Origin of the sequence: Geothrix fermentans DSM 14018 (assembly GCF_000428885.1) — a bacterium.
Classification (GTDB): Bacteria; Acidobacteriota; Holophagae; order Holophagales; family Holophagaceae; genus Geothrix; species Geothrix fermentans.
This window is the reverse complement of sequence record NZ_AUAU01000009.1, coordinates 119,706-138,573: the sequence shown is the minus strand read 5'-3', so window position 1 is coordinate 138,573 and position 18,868 is coordinate 119,706. Positions and strand designations below refer to the sequence as shown.

General features: G+C 67.9%; 14 protein-coding genes and 1 tRNA gene. 10 read left to right on the top strand and 5 right to left on the bottom strand.

Features of this window, described 5'->3' with window-relative positions; all coding sequences use genetic code 11:
• Positions 1-89: 89 nt before the first annotated feature.
• A tRNA-Ser gene (locus tag G398_RS0104155) sits at positions 90-179 on the bottom strand.
• A gap of 90 nt (positions 180-269) precedes the next feature.
• Between G398_RS0104155 and G398_RS0104150 the strand changes: the two genes are divergently transcribed.
• On the top strand, positions 270-1,307 hold the full coding sequence (locus G398_RS0104150) for a DUF2891 family protein (RefSeq protein WP_052571412.1): 1,038 nt from the start codon (positions 270-272) through the stop codon (positions 1,305-1,307).
• Between the two features lie 15 nt (positions 1,308-1,322).
• Here the strand turns inward: G398_RS0104150 and G398_RS16175 are convergent, their stop codons facing one another.
• The gene (locus tag G398_RS16175; RefSeq protein ID WP_052571404.1) at positions 1,323-2,438 is read right to left on the bottom strand and encodes a diguanylate cyclase; all 1,116 of its coding nucleotides are present in this window, start codon (positions 2,436-2,438) and stop codon (positions 1,323-1,325) included.
• 210 nt (positions 2,439-2,648) lie between these two features.
• Between G398_RS16175 and G398_RS0104140 the strand changes: the two genes are divergently transcribed.
• The 3 genes from G398_RS0104140 to G398_RS0104130 are packed head-to-tail and all read left to right on the top strand — an operon-like array spanning position 2,649 to position 7,359.
• Entirely contained in the window at positions 2,649-4,127 is a 1,479-nt protein-coding gene (locus tag G398_RS0104140; protein ID WP_026852650.1) for a hypothetical protein, read from the top strand.
• A gap of 36 nt (positions 4,128-4,163) precedes the next feature.
• A complete protein-coding gene (locus G398_RS0104135; RefSeq protein ID WP_026852649.1) occupies positions 4,164-6,239 on the top strand; it encodes a hypothetical protein in 2,076 nt (691 codons plus the stop codon).
• A 10-nt stretch (positions 6,240-6,249) separates the two neighbouring features.
• A complete protein-coding gene (locus G398_RS0104130) occupies positions 6,250-7,359 on the top strand; it encodes a PKD domain-containing protein (RefSeq protein ID WP_026852648.1) in 1,110 nt (369 codons plus the stop codon).
• Here the strand turns inward: G398_RS0104130 and tadA are convergent.
• The gene (tadA, locus tag G398_RS0104125) at positions 7,356-7,844 is read right to left on the bottom strand and encodes a tRNA adenosine(34) deaminase TadA (protein WP_245576264.1); all 489 of its coding nucleotides are present in this window, start codon (positions 7,842-7,844) and stop codon (positions 7,356-7,358) included. The two genes, G398_RS0104130 and tadA, sit on opposite strands and share 4 nt — an antisense overlap.
• A gap of 267 nt (positions 7,845-8,111) precedes the next feature.
• Here tadA and carA point away from each other — a divergent pair, with 267 nt between their 5' ends.
• Together carA and carB are read left to right on the top strand one after the other, a co-directional pair.
• On the top strand, positions 8,112-9,191 hold the full coding sequence (gene carA / locus G398_RS0104120; RefSeq protein ID WP_026852646.1) for a glutamine-hydrolyzing carbamoyl-phosphate synthase small subunit: 1,080 nt from the start codon (positions 8,112-8,114) through the stop codon (positions 9,189-9,191).
• A 99-nt stretch (positions 9,192-9,290) separates the two neighbouring features.
• The gene (carB, locus tag G398_RS0104115) at positions 9,291-12,521 is read left to right on the top strand and encodes a carbamoyl-phosphate synthase large subunit (protein WP_026852645.1); all 3,231 of its coding nucleotides are present in this window, start codon (positions 9,291-9,293) and stop codon (positions 12,519-12,521) included.
• On the opposite strand, the gene G398_RS20145 is transcribed toward carB, so the two are convergent.
• The gene (locus tag G398_RS20145) at positions 12,518-13,732 is read right to left on the bottom strand and encodes a DUF3800 domain-containing protein (RefSeq protein WP_084511978.1); all 1,215 of its coding nucleotides are present in this window, start codon (positions 13,730-13,732) and stop codon (positions 12,518-12,520) included. The genes carB and G398_RS20145 overlap by 4 nt on opposite strands.
• A gap of 209 nt (positions 13,733-13,941) precedes the next feature.
• Here G398_RS20145 and G398_RS0104110 point away from each other — a divergent pair, with 209 nt between their 5' ends.
• Positions 13,942-14,346, top strand: coding sequence for a CoA-binding protein (locus tag G398_RS0104110; protein WP_026852644.1), 405 nt, complete (start codon positions 13,942-13,944; stop codon positions 14,344-14,346).
• A gap of 83 nt (positions 14,347-14,429) precedes the next feature.
• On the opposite strand, the gene G398_RS0104105 is transcribed toward G398_RS0104110, so the two are convergent.
• Positions 14,430-15,458 (bottom strand): hypothetical protein, encoded by a 1,029-nt coding sequence (locus tag G398_RS0104105; protein ID WP_026852643.1) that lies wholly within the window; start codon positions 15,456-15,458, stop codon positions 14,430-14,432.
• A gap of 51 nt (positions 15,459-15,509) precedes the next feature.
• Here G398_RS0104105 and G398_RS0104100 point away from each other — a divergent pair, with 51 nt between their 5' ends.
• The 3 genes from G398_RS0104100 to G398_RS0104090 all read left to right on the top strand — a co-directional run bounded on the left by G398_RS0104100 (position 15,510) and on the right by G398_RS0104090 (position 18,867).
• Positions 15,510-16,433 carry an ACP S-malonyltransferase gene (locus tag G398_RS0104100; RefSeq protein ID WP_169720610.1) on the top strand — a complete coding sequence of 308 codons (924 nt, stop codon included), beginning with the start codon at positions 15,510-15,512 and terminating at the stop codon, positions 16,431-16,433.
• An 89-nt stretch (positions 16,434-16,522) separates the two neighbouring features.
• On the top strand, positions 16,523-18,301 hold the full coding sequence (locus G398_RS21875) for an HD-GYP domain-containing protein (protein ID WP_052571402.1): 1,779 nt from the start codon (positions 16,523-16,525) through the stop codon (positions 18,299-18,301).
• Positions 18,302-18,342: 41 nt separating this feature from the next.
• Entirely contained in the window at positions 18,343-18,867 is a 525-nt protein-coding gene (locus tag G398_RS0104090) for a type II secretion system protein (RefSeq protein WP_026852641.1), read from the top strand.
• The last annotated feature ends 1 nt before the right edge of the window (position 18,868 follow it).

The following is an 18,868-nucleotide window of genomic DNA, read 5'->3' as shown; positions in this document are numbered from 1 at the left end:
ATGTTCCCAATCCCGTCCATTGCCTTTGCTCGGTGGTAGCGCGGTGGTAGCACGAAAGGAAAAGGCCCTTCCTGGCGGGAGGGCCTAAGTGGCGGAGAGAGAGGGATTCGAACCCCCGTTGAGGTCACCCCCAAACCTGATTTCGAGTCAGGCGCCTTCAACCGCTCGGCCATCTCTCCAGGCCGTCCAGTCTAGCAAACTGGAAGCTAGAATCCAGCGGCAGGAGGGGACACATGGCGGCGAGGGCCTGGGCATTCGGTCTGGCGGTGATGGCGGCGGGGAGCGTGGTCCGGGCACAGGAGACGGACCTCGTCCTGACGGACGCGGCGGCGGACCGCTTCGCGGCGCTGGCGCTGAAGTGCGTGCGGCAGGAGTACCCGAACAAGCTGGACCACGTGATGAACGGGGCGGGCGAGGTGAAGGGGCCGAAGGACCTGCACCCGGCCTTCTACGGCTGCTTCGACTGGCACTCGTCGGTGCATGGGCATTGGATGCTGGTCCGGTTGCTGCGCACCCATCCGGAGATGGCCCGGGCGGCGGAGATCCGTGCGGTATTGGATGAACACCTCTCGCCGGGCCCCATCGCGGCGGAGGTGGCCTACCTCGGCCAGCCCAACCGGCGCAGCTTCGAGCGCACCTACGGCTGGGCCTGGCTGCTCAAGCTGACGGCGGAGCTGAGGGCCTGGGACGCGCCCGAGGCCCGGCGCTGGTCCGCGGCCCTCCAGCCGCTGGCAGACCGGGTGTCGCAGGCCTTCCTGGACTTCCTGCCGAAGCAGACCTACCCCATCCGCACCGGCGTGCATCCCAACTCGGCCTTCAGCCTGGACCTGGCCCTGGACTACGCGAGGGAGGCGAAGGACACCCGGCTGGAGGCGGCGATCCTCGACCGCGCCCGCGCCTGGTTCGCGAAGGACCGCCGGGGGCCCCTGGCCTGGGAGCCGGGCGGGGAGGACTTCCTCTCGCCCTGCCTGGAGGAGGCGGCCCTCATGGCCCGGCTGCTGCCCCGGGACCGCTTCGTCCGGTGGCTGGACGGCTTCCTCCCGGGCCTGCCCGGCGCGCTGGTCCCGGCGGTGGTGTCGGATCGCACGGATCCCAAGATCGTCCACCTGGACGGCCTGAACCTGAGCCGCGCCCGGGCCCTGTACGAGCTGGGGCGCGCCCTCGGGCCCGCGGACCCGCGCCGCGCCGCCCTGGTGCGGGCCGCGGACCGGCACGCCCGGGCCTCCCTGCCGCACCTGGCCACGGGCAGCTACGAGGGCGAGCACTGGCTCGCCACCTTCGCCGTGCGCGTGCTTGAGGCGCGCTGAGCCGGGGCCGGCCTCTCAGGCCCGGGAGGCGGGCCCCAGCTTCTCATTCAGGTGCGCGAAGTAGTGGCGGTCCTCGGTGATGAGGTGCCCCTTCACCACGTCGTTGACCAGGAAGGCCACCAGGCGGCCGAAATCCACCTGGCCCTCCCGCAGGTCCTGCTGGAGGTCGTGGGCCGTGGCCAGGAGGCCCGCGTGGATGCGGTGGTGCTCCGGCAGGTCGGGATAGCCCGCCCGCTGGAGGAGGCTCTCCTCGTCCCGGAAGTGCTTGTCGGTGTGGTGGATCAGGGCGTCCAGGCGACCCTCCACCTCCGCCTGGGGCCGGCTCTCCAGGAGGGCGGCGAAGAGGGCGTTGGATAGCTCGAAGAGAAGGATGTGCTGGGCATCGATGAGGCGATGGCCGCTGGCATAGGCCTCCTCCCAGACCAGCTCCAGCAGGTTCGGTTCCGCCTGGGCGGTGGTGCCCGGGCTGGCGGCCACCTGGTTCCTTCCCCCGGCCTTGGCCTGGTAGAGGGCCCGGTCGGCCCTGGCCACCCAGGCCTCCACGTCCTCGTCGTGCAGGTACTCGGCGACGCCGGCGCTGAGGGTGATGGGCTCGGCTCCGGGGAACGCGGTCTCGGCCAGAGCCGCCCGCAGACGCTCGCCGAGGCGGAGGGCCCCTTCCAGGTTGGTGGCCGGCGCGAGGACCAGGAATTCCTCGCCCCCCCAGCGCACCAGGACATCCGAGGCCCGCAGCACGGGCCTGAGGGCCGCCACGGCGCCGGCCAGCACCGCGTCCCCGGCCGGGTGGCCGAAGGTGTCGTTGATGCGCTTGAAGTGGTCGAGGTCCACGATGATGAGGGCCAGGGGCAGGCGGCGGCGGCGGGCCAAGCTCATCTCGGCGGCCGCCACCTCCTCGAAGTGGCGCCGGTTCCAGGCCCCGGTGAGGCGGTCGCGGCTGGCGGCCTCCTCCAACTCCCGCATGGTCTGCTGGAGGTCGGTCCTGGCCTGGAGCTCGGAAGCGGCCGCGGCCTCGGCGGCCCGGGTCCGGGCCGCGAGGGTGCGGCTGCGCGCCGCCGAGCGCCACCAGCCCAGCAAGGCCAGGGCGGCCAAACCGGCTGGAAGGGTCGAGGCCAGGGATCCGAAGGTCGCCACGGTTGCTCCGATGCTTCCATCATCGGACGGGCGGGGGGGAAGTCTGAGAAGTCTGAGTCGTGGGCAGAATGTGCTTGACCCTCAATCTCGATTGGCCGAATATCGGGCAGTCTAGTCCGAATCATCGATAAATGACTGCGCTCCGCCTGATGCCACGGGGAAGGCGTTTCCGCTCTCCCCGGGGCGCGGGCCTGATCCAAGGAGGATCCCATGAGGATGCGGCCTGATGTCCTGGCAACCGTGGCTCTCGTGAGCCTTTTCCCGCTGGCCACCCCGCTCCAGGCCTGCTGCGACGATTTCTGGAGCTGCGTGGGGGCCGTGGCCTCCGGGGGCCTCACCTGCGCGGTCGAGAGCCTGATCAACAGCATTAGGAGCCTCATCGAGAACGTCTCGCGGCTGGCCTCCACCCTCGGCCAGCAGGCGGCGGACGTGGTGAACCTCGCCAAGTCGGAGCTGAACGGCGCCGCCAACGACCTGCGGAACCTGGCTGGGCAGGCCGAAGGCGACTTCAATGCCGCGGCCCAGCTGGCCCAGTCCGTCGTCAACGAGGCCAACCGTCCGCAGGTGATGGTCCCCCATGTGGCGCCCGGCGTCGCCACGGCCGGAGCGCGCGTGGGCGCGGCCGCCGTCCAGCCTCCCGGGAGCCGCCCCGCGGCCGCAGCCGCACCGAAGCCCGGTGCCGCCACCGCCATCGCTCCGAAGCCGGTGGCCGTGGGCGCCGCAGGCATGGGCACGGCCGTCCGCGTGGACCAGCTGCCCGCCGATCCCCAGGAGATGTTGGAGGCGCTGCGGCGGGCCAAGGAGGCCATCGACGCCCTGCGCCCGGACGTGACCCAGCCCATCAACCAGGTCCGCCAGTTCGCCACCCAGGCGGAGCAGCAGGCCGCCTCGGCGGCGACCTCGGCCGCGAACATCGCCCAGACGGCCCTGCTGGGGCCCCTGCAATCCCTGGGGAACATGCTCACGGACCTGGTCAACCACCCGGAGCGGATCTTCGACCCCAGCCGGATCGTGGACGATGCCATCACCCAGGTCACCAACCAGGCCGTCACCACCATGACCCAGGTGCACGACGCCGTGATGCAGCAGGCGAAGGCCACCCTCGACCAGGCCCAGCGGCCCATCCAGGACGCCCTCGACCGCGCCGCCGTCGCGAAGAAGATCGCCGACGCCATGCAGAAGGTCCAGCGCGCGAAGACCAAGGCTTCCTGCGACGCCCTCAACGGGCTGATCCCCCGCCAGCGGCTGGACGTCCGCGCCTTCACCACCCATGTGGCCGGCGCCGCGCCCGCGCCGGGGATCGCGGCCCTGAACCTGGGCCAGCACCGGACCATGGCCCTGGCGCCCTTCAACCGGACCGCGGCCTCGCGGCTCACCGCCAAGACCGCCGGCACCCAGATGGGCGCCAAGCTCAAGGGCCCCTGGCAGGAGTTCAAGCGCCTCCAGGCGGCGCCGCCCAAGGTGGATCCCGCGGCCAGGCCGCGGGTGGACGCCGAGATCTCCCGCCGCTTCGCCGGCAAGTCCGGACCGGCGGCGGAGGCCGAGAAGCGGGCCATGCTGAACGAGGCCCGCGCGCGGTTCGCCAAGGATCCCGCCCTGCTGCGGAAGGTCGAGGCCATGCTCGACAACGATCCGGTGATCCGTGGCCACCTGGGCGGACCGCAGGGTCCCGCGGTGCGCGAGCGGTAGGTCCTTCTGAGTTCCCCCCTTGCCTGGGAGGCATGCGTGATCGACCGGTCTCTGCGGACCTTCGTCCTGGCCACCGCCGTCGCCACTGCCACCGCCACGATGGCGGCCGGGGAGGCCTTCGAGCTGAAGCCTCCCGCGGCGCCCGGTAGGCCCCTCCAGGGCACCGCCACGGCCCCCGCAGGGACGGAGTGGGTGGTGGTCTTCTACCGCGTGGCGGGCGAGGAGGAGTTCTCCAGCTTCAACCTGGATGCGGGACCGGACGGCACCTCGTATGCCGGCCAGCTGGAGGCGGCCCTCCCGGCCGGGGCGAAGCTGGAATACTACGCCGCCCTGCGCACGCCCTCCGGCATCAAGTACCTGCCCAGGGAGGCCCCGGCCTCCTTCGCCAGCCTGCAACTGTCCGGCACGCCCTCCGCCTCCGCCGGCGGGGCGGCCCCCGCACAGACCCCGGCCCCGGCCCAGGCCCAGGCCCAGGCTCAGGCCGGGGCCACCTCCACCCCGCCTCCGGGTACGGTTCCAGGCGCCCAGCCCCCGGCCCATGGCCCCATCTATTTCGACGGCGCCTTCGAGCGCGTGGCCCACCACCAGGAACCGGTTCCCGGGGAGGCCCGGAACCTCGCCTCGGGCCAGATCCGGCTCGCCTACCAGAGCGAGGAGAATGGCCGCCAGGTGCTGCTCAACGCCCGGCTCGTCTACACCAACCAGCCCCTCGGCACCCAGTCCCGCTGGAGCCTCGGCGACCTCCAGGCGGCCTATGCCGCCGGGAACCACAGGATCCAGCTGGGCGACATGGTGGTCCAGGAATCGGAGTTCACGCTGGCCGGGGCGGGTCGGCGGGGACTCGACTACGCCTATGCGGGGCAGCCCCTGGGAGCCCACCTCTTCGCCCTGAACACCCAGGCCCACTCCGGCACCGAGGGCCTGGCCTGGCCCGAGAAGGGCAGCGAGGTCTACGGCGGATCCCTCGGCTACGGCTGGCTCGCGGGGAACCTCCGGGCCAAGGTCGTCTTCCTGTCGGGGAAGGACGACCCTGCCACAGCCGTGAACCTGGCCTCGCTGTACGCGCCCATGGTGCGGGATGGCTCCACGGGCTCCTTCGTGCTGGACGGCCGGTTCTTCGACAGCCGCCTGGCGGTGTCCGGGGAATACGCCCGCAGCCTCTTCACCAAGGACCTCCTGAACCAGGGGACCCACCTCACGGACCAGGCCTGGCGCCTGGGGGCCATGTGGATGAACGGCCCCTTCAGCGCCCAGCTGGGCTACCGGGACGTGGGCCGGGATTTCGGCACCGTGGGCGTGGCCTTCTTCGTGGGGGATCGCCGCACCCTGAACGGCAGCGTGGGCTTCAACCGCGCCACCTGGAGCCTGAGCGCCACCGCCGTGGACGAGCGCACCAACCCCACGGGGCAGCCGGGCCTGGACCAGGCCTGGAACCAGTCCCAGAGTCTGGACGCGCGGGTGGGCCTGACCCAGTCCCTGTTCTGGCGCGTGGGCCTGCGGCATGCCCGCCAGGAGGCCGAGCTGGTCTCCAATCCCCTCATCCCCTTCAGCAACAGCAACCGCGCCGGCTTCACCACGGGCCTCGACCTGATGCTGCCGCCCGCCTCGAGCCTGGCCTTCAATGCCCAGTTCGACCGCCTGCGCTCCGAGGGCGCCAGCGGCACCCGGGGCACCAGCACCACCTTCTCCCTGGGCGGGAGCCTGGGCCTGGGCGCGCGGGTGCGGCTCTCCCCGAACCTGAGCTGGTCCCGCACCCTCAGTGACCCGGGCGACCAGAAGACCACCATGGAGAACGCCTTCCTGAACGCCGACGTCGCCCTCGTTCCGGGGCTCCTGGGATTCCTCCTGAACGGGGGCGTCTCCCGCACCATCCTGGTCACCGGCGATGTGATGGAGAACTCCGTGGCGGAGGGCACCCTGCGCCTCTTCCTGGACACTTTCCTCAAAGGCCGCGGCCGGGCCAGCCTGGGCCTCAAGGGCCGCTACACCCACGCGCCCGACCTGGCGGCCCTGGCCCGGAGCGCCGCGGCCACGGGCGTCCCCGCCACCGGCGCCACGGCCCCCATGGCCAATGACACGCAGGTGTCGATCCTCCTGAACGTCTCGTACTGAGGAGCTGCCCATGCGAATCCTCCTCCTCACCCTCGCCCTCCTCGGTTCCCTGGCGCTCCGCGCCCAGGGGACCATCTCCGCGGCCCCGGGCCTCCCCCTCACGGGGATCCCCACCACCTTCCTCCTGTCGGCCCAGCCCGTGGGCCCCGTGGCCTGGGACTTCGGGGATGGCGCCACCCTCAGCGGCGGCACGGCGGTCTCCCACGTGTACGCCCGGCCCGGGACCTTCCTCGTGCAGGCGGTCTATCCGGTGGTGGCGGGCCAGGTCATCCAGACGGCCCAGCTCCCCCTCCGGGTGGCGGACCGGTTCGGCCCCGCCGCGCCCTTCAGCATCTCCATGCTGCGCCTCCGCTGGGAGGACGGGCGCGTGGACACCACCGTGGAGCAGGGCTTCAGCCCCCTGACGGCCTATGCGGACCTGAAGTTCGAGGGCACGGGCCAGCTCCAGGCCCAGTGGGTGGTGGACGGGATCCCCCTGGGCACCTTCACGGCCCCCCTGGCCTTCGCCGGGACGGCCACCCTCGACTCGAGGACTGCGATCCCGCTGCCCACCACGGACTACGGCGAGCACCGGGTCACGCTGAGGATCCTTTCGCCGGCCATGCCCTTCGAGCCGCCCCAGATCCGGTACTTCGTGAGGCTGGGCGGCGAAGAGGCTCCCCAGATCGACGATGTGGTTCCCTCCGCGGCGCGTCCCGGCGAGGAGGCCGAACTGCGCATCCGGGGCCGCCGCCTGGCTCCGGGCATGGCCGTCTCCTTCGGGAAGGACGTCGCCCTGGTGGCGCCCCTCCGCTTCCCCGAACCCGGCTGGGCCATCGCCCGGGTCTTCGTCTCGCCCACCGCCAGGCCCGGGTTCCGAGAGGTCCAGGCCTTCAGCAAGGCCGGGCGCAGCCGGGGACCCGCCCGCCTGGAGGTGCTGCCCCGGCCGAGGCAGGCCGCTGCGGGACCGGCGCCGGCGCAGGCCTCCCCCCTGGTGGCCTTCCTCTGGTCCGAAGGGGAGGGCGTCGCCCGGCCCAGCCTCCTCCGGGCGCTGACCGCCGCGTTCTTCCCCGTCCCGGACGAAGCCGGTGTCCCGATGGAGGCGGCGGGCCTCTTCCCGCTGAGCTCCATGGAACGCTAGCCCCGGCGGCGCCGGAAGAAGGCCTGGAGTTGCTCCCGGCACTCGGGCTCCAGCAGGCCGCCCTCGAAGGTGAACCGGTGGTTCAGGGCGGCGCCGTCGAGCGTGTCCAGCCACCGGCTGACGCCGACCTTGGGGTCCGACGCGCCGAACACCACGCGGCCGACGCGGGCGTGGATCAGGGCGCCGAAGCACATGAGGCAGGGCTCCAGCGTCACGTAGAGCGTGGCACCCGTGAGCCGGTAGTTCCTGGCCCATGCCCCGGCGGCCCGCAGGGCCTGGACTTCCGCGTGGGCGGTGGGATCGTTCAGCTTCACGGGGTGGTTGTGCCCCCGGCCCAGCAGGGCGCCCTCGGAGACCACCACCGCGCCCACGGGCACCTCGTCCAGGCGGTCCGCCTTCTCGGCCTCCTCCAGGGCGAGCTTCATGAAGTAGATGTCGTCGCCGCTCCACATGGGATCAGTGTGGCCGAACAGCGATCGGTACATCGGAAACAAAGGAGCAGTATGACCGGAAAGCCCTTGAACAAAAAGGCTGATCCTCGCTTTCCCAGGTCGTTACACTCACTTTTGGTCCCGAAGGACCGAGTCATTCTCACGACCCCGCGGCGGCCCGGCCCCCGCGGGGTTTTTGCAGAGCCACTTGACATGATCCGTGGGGGACGGCCTGCTCACTGCATTCACGATGTCCCCCCCGGGCCCCCCACCTCGCCATCAGGCTCAGCCTGACGCAGAGGTCCGTTGCGGAGGACGCACATGCAAGCGCACCTGATCCTGAAGGACGGGACCATCTTCCGGGGGCGCGCGCCGTTGGGTTTCGGCGGAGACGGCGAGGCGGTGTTCACCACGGCCATGGCCGGCTACCAGGAGATCCTCACGGATCCCAGCTTCGCGGGGCAGATGGTCTGCATGACCTTCCCCGAGCAGGGCATCTACGGCATCCACGCCGACCTGAACGAGGGCACGCGCCCCTGGGCCACGGGCCTGCTCTGTCGCCGCCTGACCTTCGCGCCGGATCACACCCGCTCCGAGGGTGATCTGGCGGGCTGGCTCAAGCGCCACCACATCCCCGTGATGACGGACCTGGACACCCGCGCCCTCACCCAGCACCTGCGCGACCAGGGCTCCCAGCCTTCCCTCATCTGGACCGAGCTGGACGGCAGCCTGGACGCTGGGGTGGCCAAGGCCAAGGCCCTGCCGGACATGACCGGCCAGGCCCTCTGCGCCGAGGTGAGCTGCAGGGAGCGCTACGAGCTGAATCCCGGCGGCACCTTCCGCGTGGCGGTGCTGGACGGCGGCATCAAGCTCAGCATCCTGAGGCAGCTGGAGGCCGTCGGCCTGCACCTGGAGGTCTTCCCCTGGGACGCGCCCGCGACGGAGCTTACGGACAAGCGCTTCCACGGCCTCTTCCTCAGCAACGGCCCCGGCGATCCCGCCGCGCTGCCCGGCATGCAGAAGGAGGTGGAGGCCTGCCTCGGCAAACTGCCCATCTTCGGCATCTGCCTGGGCCACCAGCTGCTGGGCCAGGCCTTCGGCGGCCGCACCTTCAAGCTCAAGTTCGGCCACCGCGGGGCCAACCAGCCCGTCCACGACCTCATGACCGGCCGCATCGAGATCACCGCCCAGAACCACGGCTTCGCCGTGGACGAGGCCAGCCTCCCCAAAGAGATCGAGGTCACCCACAGGCACCTGAGCGACGGCACCGTCGAGGGCCTGCGCCACACGAAGCTGCCCATCTTCAGCCTCCAGCACCACCCCGAGGCCAGCCCCGGCCCCCACGACGCCCATCCTGCGTTCAAGCGGTTCGTTGCGTTGATGGAAAAGAATCCAAGATGATCAACCGCAGAGGACACAGAGGGCACAGAGAAAGAAAAAGCCTTCTGTTTTTCCTCTGCGCTCTCTGTGTCCTCTGCGGTTAAACACAAGGATCTGGTGATGCCGAAGCGTACGGATTTGAAAAGCGTGCTGGTGCTGGGCTCGGGCCCCATCCAGATCGGGCAGGCCTGCGAGTTCGATTACTCGGGGACTCAGGCGCTCAAGGCGCTGCGGGAGGAGGGCATCCGCACCATCCTGCTCAACTCCAACCCGGCCTCGATCATGACGGATCCGGGCCGGGCGGACGCCACCTACCTCGAGCCGCTGACGCTGAGCGTGCTGGAGAAGGTGATCGAGGCTGAGAAGCCCGACGCCATCCTGCCCACGGTGGGCGGCCAGACGGCCCTCAACCTGGCCATGGAGGCCCACGAGAGCGGCCTGCTGGCGCGCACGGGGGTCCTGCTCATCGGCGCCCAGCCCGAGGCCATCAACCGCGGCGAGGACCGCCAGCTCTTCAAGGCCCTCATGGACGACCTGGGCCTGGAGACCTGCCGCGGCGGCTTCGCGCACAACATGGCCGAGGCCCGCGACCTGCTCAAGCTCACCGGCTTCCCTGCCATCATCCGGCCCAGCTTCACCCTGGGCGGCAGCGGCGGCGGCATCGCCTACAACGTGGACGAGTTCGAGACCATCGTGGCCCGCGGCCTGGACCTGAGCCCCACCAAGCAGGTGCTCATCGAGGAGAGCATCCTGGGCTGGAAGGAATTCGAGCTGGAGGTGGTGCGCGACCTGGACGACAACGTCGAGGTGATCTGCTCCATCGAGAACCTCGACCCCATGGGCGTCCACACCGGCGACAGCATCACCGTGGCGCCGGCCCTCACGCTCACGGACCCGGAGTACCAGCGCATGCGCGACGCCGCCCTGGCCGTCATCCGCGCCGTGGGCGTGGAGACCGGCGGATCGAACATCCAGTTCGCCCTGGACCCCGAGACCAGCCGCATCATCGTCATCGAGATGAACCCCCGCGTGAGCCGAAGCTCGGCGCTGGCCTCGAAGGCCACGGGCTTCCCCATCGCCTGGGTGGCCACGAAGCTGGCCCTGGGCTACCGGCTCTGGGAGCTGCCCAACGCCATCACCCGCATGACCAAGGCCGCCTTCGAGCCGGTGCTGGACTACGTGGTGGTGAAGATCCCCCGCTTCACCTTCGAGAAGTTCCCCCAGGCCGAGAAGGTGCTGGGCACGCAGATGAAGAGCGTGGGCGAGGTCATGAGCCTGGGCCGCAGCTTCCAGGAGGCCCTGCAGAAGGCCATCCGCTCGCTGGAGGAGGGCCACCGCGGCATCTCCGGTGCCCTGGAGGGCAAGCTGGACCTGAACCGCCTCAAGGAGCACCTGCTCATCCCCGGGCCCCAGCGCATCTTCTGGGTCTACCACGCGCTGAAGGCCGGCCACAGCGTCGAGGAGCTGCACCGCCTCACGAAGATCACCCCCTGGTTCCTGCGGGAGATCGAGGAGATCGTGGTGCTGGAGGGCCGCCTGCGGAGCTTCCCCGTGGACCGGCTGCCCGTGGAGCTGCTGGAGAAGGCCAAGCGCGCCGGCTTCGCAGACGACCAGATCTCGGTGTTCTGCTCGGGCACCGAGGCGGAGGTCGCCGCCCGCCGCGAGGCCCTGGGGCTGAGGCCCGCCTACAAGCGGGTGGACACCTGCTCCGGCGAGTTTCAGGCGGAGACGCCCTACCTCTACGGCACCTGGGAGGATCACAGCGAAGCCGCGCCCACGGACCGCCCCAAGGCCATCGTGCTGGGCAGCGGCCCCAACCGCATCGGCCAGGGCGTGGAGTTCGACTGCTGCTGCGTGCAGGCCGTGGAAGCCATCCGCGCCAGCGGCGTGGAGGCCATCCTCGTCAACTGCAACCCCGAGACCGTCAGCACGGACTTCGACACCAGCGACCGCCTCTACTTCGAGCCCCTCACCTTCGAGCATGTGAAGGCCGTGGTGGACCGAGAGGCCGCGGGCGGCAAGCTGCTCGGCGTCTTCGCCCAGTTCGGCGGCCAGACGCCGCTCAAGCTGGCCTCGCCCCTGGACGCGGCGGGCGTGAAGCTGCTGGGCACACCCCTCGACACCATCCTCGACGCCGAGGACCGCGAGCGCTTCGGGCGCGCCCTCAAGCGCCTGGGCATCCCCGCGCCCGCCTGGGGCATGGCCACCAGCTTCGAGCAGGCCAAGGACATCGCCCAGCGCCTCAACTATCCCGTGATGGTGCGGCCCAGCTTCGTGCTGGGCGGCCGGGCCATGGCCGTGGTCTTCGACGACAAGGGCCTGGAGAAGTACATGCGGGAGGCCGTGGCGGTGAGCAACGACCAGCCTGTGCTGCTGGACCGCTTCCTGGACGGCGCCCAGGAGCTGGACATCGATGTGGTCTGCGACGGCGAGGAGGTTGCCATCGCGGGCCTGCTGGCCCACATCGAGGAGGCGGGCATCCACAGCGGCGACAGCTACGCCGTGATCCCGGCCCTGGGCGTGCCCGAGGACATCCTGGAGACCGTGAAGGGCTACGCGCGCAAGCTGGCCCTGGACCTGGGCGTGAAGGGCCTCATGAACCTCCAGTTCGCCGTGAAGGACGGCATCGCCTACTGCCTGGAGGCGAACCCCCGCGCCAGCCGCACGGTGCCCTTCGTGAGCAAGGCCACAGGCGTGGATTGGGCCGGCGTGGCCGCCCGCATCGGCCTGGGCCAGACGCTGAAGCAGCAGGGCGTCACCGACGGCGTGCCCCGCGCGGTCTCGGTGAAGGGCGTGGTGTTCCCCTTCGCCAAGTTCCCAGGCGTGGACCCGGTGCTGGGCCCTGAGATGAAGAGCACGGGCGAGGTCATGGGCATCGGTGAGACCTTCGGCGAGGCCTACGCCAAGGCCCTGCTGGCCGCGGGCATCCCGCTGCCGCTGTCGGGCACGGTCTTCCTCACCGTCAACGACCGCGACAAGGCGCGGCTGCCGGAGCTGGCCCACAAGCTCGTGGCCCTGGGCTTCGGCCTCTGCGCCACCGAGGGCACGGCCCGCACCCTGGAGTCCGTGGGCCTCAAGGTCCGCAAGATCTTCAAGGTGAACGAGGGCCGGCCCAACGCGGTGGACCTCCTCAAGAACGGCGAAGTGCAGTGGGTGATCAACACGCCCCTGGGCCGCGACGCATTCTTCGACGAGAGCGCCATCCGCCGGGAGGCCCTGCGCCTGAAGATCCCCTGCCTCACCAACCTCAGCGCCGCCCTCGCCGCCTGCGAAGCCGTCGAGACGTTGCGGGGCGAGATGAAGGTGAGGGCCATCCAGACGCTGGGGGCTCCTTCTCCTTCTGGGCGTTAGTTCGTATCGGTGGTGTTTCCACTTGATTCGATTTTATGGTCCTGTAGTGCTTTTACTAAAGTTATTAATTCTGGATGATCACCTAAAATATTAATTCTGAGATGACTTACTTTATTTATCTGTTGATAAGCATCGGTAATTCTTTCTAGCATTGGTACAATTTTTTCGTGAGAAGTGGATACAAACTCTTCGATATCGGATAATTTTGTTGGCAATTTGTATCCATATTTTCCACTTGAAATGATGACATTTCTTCTACGTAGTATGGATATACCCTGCGCTGCTAAACGCCTACGATTGAGATTTTCGATTCCCTTTGTTTTTAAATGTTTTATAATTTTATCTGAATATGCAAATTTTTCATCGTCAAATATTTCATTATTTAGTAGAAGAAACTTTAAGATTTCTACCCGAAGACGCTCCTCAAGCCCATCTTCCGTGGATTCCATAGACTTTGGAGTATTAGCTTCAATATATATTTGCGCTTGAGTGTAACAATAATTACGAATGATTTTATCCAAATGATCAGGAGTATGTGTATCACTGTAAAATGATTCATGTGATGGTGGCCAGAATTCAATGGAAAGTGCGGTTGATCTTATGACATTTTTAAATTCATTTCTTATCTCAATTGGTATTCTTTTATCTACAATTTTAGCCCATGTTCCTGCAATGAAGTCTGCAATTTGGATTAATATTTCGTCTTTACTTGATTTAAATGAAAAGATATAGTTTTCTTCTGGCAGCAACGAGGGAGTTGTTTTTGATCCGACGTATTGTTCAACGGATTTCATGAATTCTCTACTGCCATGTTCATCGCTTATGATCGTTAGATTTTTATATGTTTTAAAAAGATCTTGATATAATATTCCTGGAAGATATTTTCTAAATACTTTTTTAAAGCCTAAACCACCTGTTTTGTCAATTTTATTTTTATCAACGATAAAAGTTATATATTTGATATTAATCATTTCGATATCTTGTAATATTTTTATTCTTTTTGTATGTTTATTGCTGATTGTCGATGATTTTATTTCGCCTGTTTGGAAATGTGTGTTTCTGAGTGAATTTGAAAGTCTCTTTGCAAGTTCAAGACCCGATTCGGGAACAAGAACGGCTGTGATTATAAAAAAATCAGAAACGCCATCAATTTTTGTATTTAAATTTTCGTTACCTGCTTCGTCAATAAACGCAAAATATGTTTCTTCCATACCTATTTATCCTTTCTTGGAAAATTTAAGATTAAGCCTGATCTGATTGATATAGGAAATATCTCAGTCATCTATATAATCTATGATAGGCAAAGTGCAAGTAGAAATATGAATGAGCAACTCGTTTATGGGACGCTAACAATCTTCAAGTGAGAAAATTGGCCCGGACACTTTGACTTGATGTTGTTCGACTTTTATGTGAGGCGCGAATGTCTATCAATGACCGCATCCAGTCCTTCCTGGCCTCGGGGCCCTTCGCGGTGGTGGGGGCCAGCACGGACCGTGACAAGTACGGGAACAAGGTGCTGCGCTGCTACCAGCAGCACGGGCATGAGGTCTATCCCATCAACCCCAAGGCGCCGGAGGTGGAGGGCCTCAAGGCCTACCCCTCGCTGGCGGCGCTGCCCGTGAAGGTGCCGGCCATCTCCGTCATCACGCCGCCCGCCGCCACGGAGCAGGTGGTGCGCGAGGCCGCCGCCGCAGGCGTGAAGCACGTCTGGATGCAGCCCGGCGCCGAGAGCGACGAGGCCATCCGCACGGCGGAGTCGCTGGGGATGAACGTCATCGCCGGGGGGCCGTGCCTGCTGGTGGTGATGGGGTACCGCGAGAGCTGAATCTGCTGCCCAGATTCAGCAGGGAATTCGCCATGCGAATTCAGACATACATCTTCGTTTCTTACTGAATTCGCGCAGCGAATTCAGCCTACGCCAGCCCCAGGCTCCTCCGGACCTCGAGCCGATCCTCCTCGTGGGCCTGAACCACCTTCGGCACCTCGCGGCGCCACAGACTCGAGACATCGGCGAAGGAGATGGTCGGCTTCAAGGCGGCGCCAGGGGTCGAGGCTTCGGTTGAGTCCTGCGAGCACATCCCGCGGGTACCAGGTTCGGGGGTCATGGGTTTGGATCCTCAGGAGAGAAAGGTAAGCGGTCTGGAGCTGGTAGGCAACCGCGGATTCGGCCTGCTTCGGGCGGGCGCGCACACTGGCGAGGGCCTCCTGGCCGCTGGTCATGAGGTCTTGGCCCGCATCATCCACCCGCACGTGGTACAGCCAGAGGCCGCGGCCCGCGCGGGGCCCGAGGCCCAGGAAGGTGAAGGGGGCCCAGGCGTGGGTGCGGGCCATGCGGTGCAGGGGCACGTAGCGCCCCTCGCGCTCGGAGCGGGCCAGCATGGCCCTGAGGGCGCCGTCGAGGTCGCGGTCCGTGTAGGCGAGATGGACCTCCCCGCAGCCCGCGCGCCGGATGCGCTCCAGGAGGAAGGCCACGCCGTCGGGATCCGTGTGGGGCGCGTCGAACACCGCGCCGAAGGCTGACCCCAGGGCCAGCGCGTGGGTGGTCTTCCCCGTGGCCTGGCCGCCCATGAAGATGATCACCGGCCCGCCCCGGGCCAGGCCCAGGGCCCGGTCGCGGAGGCGCTTGGCCAGGGCGTTCAGGTGCACCGAGGCCCGCCCCCCGGGATCCTCCAGGGCCTCGTAGCCCTGGGTGGGATTGCGGCGCAGGGTGGGCAGCAGGGTGGCAAGCACGTCCCCGTTCACCAGCTGGCCGCCCAGGGTGCCGGGCCGGGCGGCATAGTCGTCGAGCGCCGCCTCGGCGCGGCGGGCCAGGTCCGCGGCCTCCATCTCCAGGGCTTCGCGCAGGTCCCTCCGCAGGCCTTCCTCCAACTCCCAGTAGGAGCGGCGCTGGTGCCAGGGGACCTGCTGCCAAGGCAGTGGAGCCGGGAGGGGGGACATGGCCCCCAGCCTACTGGATGCCGGGGCTTCCGGCACCCTATGCTCGAGACCATGTCAGAGCCTGCGCCAGATCCCGCGTCCGAAACCGCCTGCACCCTCCTGTTCCCCGGCCAGGGCACCGAGGCCGTGGGCATGTCCCGGGGCTGGGAGGCCCATGGACCCTGGACGGACGCGCTGGAGGCTGCCGAAGCCCGCACGGGCCATCCCCTGCGGCGGGCCATGGCGGAGGGCCCCCTGGACCTGCTGCGCGCGCAGCGCCTGGCGCCCTGTGCGGTGCTGGCCCACTCCGTGGGCATCTTCCGTGCGCGCCGCGCGGCAGGCATGCCCCTGCCCGTGGCCGCCGCCGGGCACAGCATGGGCTTCTACTCGGCCCTGGTGGCCGCGGGCGTGGTGCCCCTGGAGGCCACGCTGGACCTCATCTCCGCCGTGGAGGACCTCAGCGAGACGGCCTTCGGCGAGGGGACCATGGGCATGGCCTTCCTCATCGGCGTGCCGGAGCTGGACGTGCGGCGGACCCTGGCCGGCCACCCGGAGCTGGTGCTGTCCAACCGCAACGGCCAGGCCCAGTTCACGGTCTCCGGTCCCCTGCCGGCCCTGGAGGCGCTGGTGCGGGAGCTCGGCCCTTCAGCCCTGAAGGTCGGCCTGCTGCCGGTGAAGCATCCCCTCCACGGTCCCCACATGGCGGCACTCCTGCCGGCCATCACCCGGAGGCTCGGGGCGGTGAAGCCCGCGGACCCGGCCTTCCCGCTCATCTCCCACTTCGACGGCCGGCTGCTGACCACCGGAGCGGCGGCCTGGGACGAGGGTCTCGCCTCCGTGGCCCTGCCCGTGGACTGGCTGGCGGTGGTGGCCCGCCTGAGGGCCCTGGGCGCGCCCCTGGCGGAATGCGGCCATGGCCGGCAACTGGCGGGGCTGACCCGCTGGGCGGCGCGGGATCTCGCCGTGGCCTCGCTTCAGGAACCTCCTCAGCCATAAAAAACCGCCTCGATGCCCGGAACTCCTCTAGATATGCCGGTCGCGGCTCTGCCATGATGGGCTCCCGACCCCCTGGTCCGGACGCGCCCATGCCGGTTTCCCCTCTCAATCTCAGCGAAGCGCTGGCGAACCGGTGTTCCCAGGTGCTCTACCGGTGCATGGAGGAGGTGGGCAGCACCAAGGGGGCGCTCTACCTGCGCGTGCCGGGGCAGGGGGGCTTCGAGGTGGTGAGCTTCTACGGCTGGCCGCGGGGCACGCGGCCCCCGGTGGCCATTCCCGGCGGCCACCCGCTCCTGGTGAGGACCCAGCGCGCGCGGCGGACCTACGTGGTGAACGACGCCTCCGAATCCCCGGAGCTCTCGGCCTTCGGCCAGGGTGGGGAATGGCCCCGCTACCTCATCACCCCGGTCTACCTCCAGGGGGACTGGGTGGGCCTGCTCATCCAGCGGGACCGCATCAAGGGCGGGACCTTCGAGGTGGAGCGCGACGAGCTGCCCACCCTGGCCATCTGCGGGGACCTGGTGGCGGCCCTGAAGGAGTTCCGCCTCTACGGCGGCCCCGAGGCGGCCGCGCCTCAACCTATCGGCCCCGGCCAAGTGCCCGAGGGCCTGCCCACGGCGGCGGACATCCTGGAGGAGCTGGCCCCGGAGATGGAGCGGCTCCTGCCGCCAGGTCCTTCCGCGGCCCCGGGTCCGGCCCGGGCCCAGAAGCCCGGCGACCGGCCCGCGGTGCACCAGGACCGGGAGCGGCTCTACGGGTTCCCCGGAGGCCGGGAGACCTATGGTTCGCTCCCCTGGGACGCGGACCGCAGCCTCAGCAGCTGGGTGGCCCCCGCCCCGGCGAACGCCGAGCGCCGGACGGGCATGGTGCCGCCGGAGCAGCGGACGTTCTTCTGGGAGATCGCGGGGCTCATCAGCCAGATCCTGCCCGCCACCGCCGTGGCGCTCTGGACGGAGGACCCGGAGGAGATCCGGCCCATCCTGGCCTTCAGCACGCTGCCCCTGTCGCCGGAATTGCAGCAGCAGATCCTGGCCCACGCCACGTTCCACCTGCCGGCGGTGCGCGAGCCGGACCTGCGCCTCATCAGCCGGGTCGAAATACCCGAGGTGCCCGTGCTCACAGGCGCCTTCGCCACCTACATGCCTCTCCTCCTCAACGAGACGCCCCAGGGCCATGACCTGGTGATGGTGTTCCGCCTGGAGGACCACTCGTTCTCCCTGGCGGAGATCGAGGCCATCCAGCAGCTGAGCCGGGTGCTGGCCCTCCACCTCCAGGAGGCCCGGCTCCACGAGCGGTACCACCACGCCTTTCTGTCCGTGAGCCACCGCATCCTCCAGGCCGGCGAGGTCCGGATGCCGAACCTGCGCCCCCACAGCCTCGCCACGGCCCGCCTGGCCCGGGATCTGGCGATGATGCTCGACCTGCCCACCGAGGAGGTGGAGGCCGTGAGCATCGCCGCCATCCTCCATGACGTGGGCCTGCTGCTGCTGGATCCCCAGATGCTGGCCAAGCCCACGCTGACTCCCGAGGACATGCGGAAGGTCCGGGATCATCCGGAGCTGGCCGCCGTCTTCCTCAAGGACCTGCGCTTCCCCTTCGACGTGGTCCGCGTGATCCGTCACCACCACGAGCGCTGGGACGGCCAGGGCTACCCCGATCGCCTGCGGGAGACGGCCATCCCCATGGGCAGCCGCATCATCGGCGTCATCGAGGCCTACGAGGTGATGACCAGCGGCAGGGGCTACCGGCGTCCCAAGGGCTTCCGCCAGGCTCTGGCGGAGCTGCGCAATGAGGCCGGCACCCAGTTCGACCCGGCGGTGGTGGGAGCTTTTTCCGAGCTCATGACACGGAAGGGGGAACGGGCCTGATAATGGTCAGGCCTGGTTCTCCAGGTCCAGGAGCCACCTCCATGCGGTCCGCCCGTATCCTCCACGCCCAGAGAGGCTTCACCATGGCCCTGGCCCTGGCCCTGGCCGTGGCCATGGGGGTCATGCTCATGAAGGCCGGCCCGCGGCTGAGCGCCGAGGTCCAGCGGGAGAACGAGGCCGAGCTGATCTTCCGGGGGGAGGCCATCGCCTCGGCCCTCCGCATCTATTTCGCCAAGATGAAACGCTATCCCACGGATCTGGACGAGGTCATGAAGGTCCGGCCCCGGATCCTGCGCCAGAAGTACCTGGATCCCATGACTCCCGGCGGGGAATGGCAGTTCGTCACCCAGGTGCAGGCGGGGGCCTCCGGGAACACCCAGGGCCTGCCCATCGTCGGCGTGCGCAGCCGCAGCGAGAAGGACAGCATCCACGCCTACCAGGGCAAGACCCTGGTGAAGGACTGGCTCTTCACGGCCGACGAGAACCTCCTGGGCGGAGGCGCCGTCACGGAGAACGAGCGGACCAGGCCCAGCCTCCGGGGCACCCCGGTGGTGGCGAAGCCCTGAG